Origin of the sequence: Armatimonas sp. (genome assembly GCF_043760365.1) — a bacterium.
Classification (GTDB): domain Bacteria; phylum Armatimonadota; class Armatimonadia; order Armatimonadales; family Armatimonadaceae; genus Armatimonas.
In genome coordinates this window covers 1-2,724 of sequence record NZ_JAYUPA010000987.1, presented here as the reverse complement: position 1 = coordinate 2,724, position 2,724 = coordinate 1, and the positions used below count along the sequence as shown (strand labels likewise).

At 59.4% G+C, this 2,724-nt stretch carries 2 protein-coding genes; both read left to right on the top strand.

What is annotated here, in order from left to right; translation table 11 throughout:
- On the top strand, nucleotides 1-306 hold a 306-nt coding region (locus tag ACH2EH_RS24950), incomplete at its 5' end, for a hypothetical protein (RefSeq protein WP_395146088.1).
- Between the two features lie 10 nt (nucleotides 307-316).
- Nucleotides 317-2,724 (top strand): hypothetical protein (locus ACH2EH_RS24945; protein ID WP_395146086.1); only part of this gene is annotated, 2,408 nt, incomplete at its 3' end.

The following is a 2,724-nucleotide window of genomic DNA, read 5'->3' as shown; positions in this document are numbered from 1 at the left end:
GAGAAGTGGGGCTGGGTCCCACACTACTACGGCTCCACAGGGCTACAGCCCACTGCACCGGGTTATTTCAACCCGGGGGCGACGGGGATCAAGACAGTTCATGGGCAAAACGGTATTCTGGCTGGGCCGCAACCCGGCGGGAACGGTGGCGGCAGTGGGATCGTCTATCTGTACGACGCGACACTGTCTTCACCCCTCGTGGGAGGCCCGCTGCGACAAGATAGCTTTGGCAATGTCCTGCCGGTGGCACCGCGCCTCCCGGTAGCGCCAGGACTCCTCTACACTGGGGAGACACCGGGGGCGTAAGGAAAATAAAATGGCGATAAGAAAACGGATACTGGGAGCGGCACTTTCCTTACTGGCAGTTGTGGTACTGACGGTAGCAACCGTCGTTCATGCACAGGTGGCGACGACCTACTCCAGCAACAAGCGGACACTCAAAGTCGGGATTCTGCTGGTGGACTCAACCGATATCAATGATGGGCGTGGTACAGAGAACACGGATCCCTTTATTTTCTATATCGCGGACACACGTGCCGACCTGAAACCCCAAAACTGGGAGTTCATCAACCCGCTGTCCCCAAAAGTTGTCACAAACGATGTGGCGGCGCGGTGGACGGCCCGGTCGGGCGGCGTTGGTCAGCAGTATCAGGCGGGCCAGCAGGTCACCAAGAACATGGCTGCCTACTGGGAAGTGCCTCTCACGGATACCCCCATCCAGGATCTATTGCAGTTCGACCTGCTCTTTATCACTAATCACCGCCTCACACGGATGACGGCGATTGATCGTGAGAAGCTGCGTAAATTGGTAGATGCGGGGGGCGTTCTGTGGCTGGAGGACTGTGGCAATATGCGCATGGCTCCCTCCGGGCCGCTCTTTCTGGATCAGCTTCAGTTCAGCGGCGGTGGTGGTGGCGGCGCGGGCACGCCCTCGATCAATATTCCCAGCCACCCGATTCTCAATACCCCCAATCCACTGAGCCAGGCGGAGATCGCGAACCTGGGGGATAAAAATTACGGTAACTTTGCTCTGGTGAGCCTCGCCGATCCGACGGCAGCACCCAATCCAGAAGTGCTGGTTAATATTGTCGGCAATCGGGCGCGGGCCACGGCATCGGCACCGAACGGGCTGCCCTATATCGCTGCCGGTAACTACGGCTCGGGTCGAGTTATCGCCACCGCAGGGGACTCGGGCTGCGATATCAACGACTACACGGGCGGCGTGCGCACACCCTCTGGCGGAAACTCCGGCGCCTACTGCGGGGAAAACCTGCTCGCTGCCCACGCGGAAGATCTGAAGTTCCTCTACAATGTAGTGGCCTGGGGGAGTGCCAACAATCAGTACCGCAAGGATCCCCGCCGCACCGGCTCTTCCTTTGAGGCGATTGGTGCGCCGCTGGTGCCCGCATTTCAAGTAGGCGCACTCGATGCACTCAGCTCAACCACCGCACCGCTTGTGGCAAAGGGAGTTGTCTACGCCACAGGACTGGACGCCTCAAGCACTCCCTCGGTGCGTGCCTACAATGCGCACCCCTCGCTGGTGAGCGGCGACAAGGGAATTCCTGACCTGGCGCTGGGCAAATCGCACGACGAGCTCTGGCGCTGGAATGGTGCGGGAACCATGCCCTCGTCGCCCACCCTCGGAACGGTCTACAATTCTAGCACGACCTCTTATGCTGATTTTATCTTTGTGACCCTGAGCAACGGCACGCTGGTAAAACTTACCGCGCTTCTAGCGGATAGCTTTGGCAATATTGCCCCCGCTCCCAACACTGCCACCAACCCTGCCGTGACTAGTGGTACTTATGCCGGGCCCGGAGGAGCGCCGATGGCAGCTCCCGCGCCACTTCTTCATGATGGCAAAATCTACGTGGTAGAACCCAATGGTCTCGTGCGCTGTGTGGACGCGGCCTCGATGACGACACTCTGGTACTCGTACGCCGTGGCGCAGGATCCCGTCTACCATCCGACGGGTTCGCCGAGCTTGGGCTACACACGACTCGCGATCACGAATAATAGCGCGAATGGGAATCTGGCTCAGCTCACGGGTAGCAGCGGACGAACGGGAGTTGCGGCAAGCGCCAGCGGGAGCAGCAATGATTTAATGCTCTACGTGCCGGTCTGGCAGGAGAATCCTAGCGGTGGCATGACCCTCAGGACAATGGCCTACTGGCTGGGAGCACGTCACGAAGTCATACTGCGTGACCCGATACCCGGTGATTTCCCCACCCGCGCGGCTCAGGGAACACCTAACAACAAGCAGTATGTTGCGATGCCTTCCGCCCTGCCGTTCCTCAAGCCCGTGGTACGTGTCTATACGAATAGCTACGACGGGATGGGCAACCTGATCTACACCGCTCAGGACAACATGAACGCGGGACGGATCAGCCCCAATTTTATAGGGCAGTTTGTGGATCAGAACGGCCTCGTCCGTGTCCGCGACGGGGCGAACAATCCTCCCAGCCGCGGAACAGTCGGGCCGGGGACTCCTGATAACGCACTTGTCTCCGTGGACTACGATGTTTTCTATGTGACCACCAGTGCCACACCGCCTGCCCTGGCGACGCAGGGTGATGCCTCGCGTAATCCGGGAATTCGCGTGAATGGTTACCAGGGAGGCGGCGAGGGAATCGCCATGACCCCCGATGATATTCTGGTGAGCGCTTTCAAGTATGTTGGCCAGAGCAATAGTGGGACGCCACAGCCACACACGGTTATTTCAGG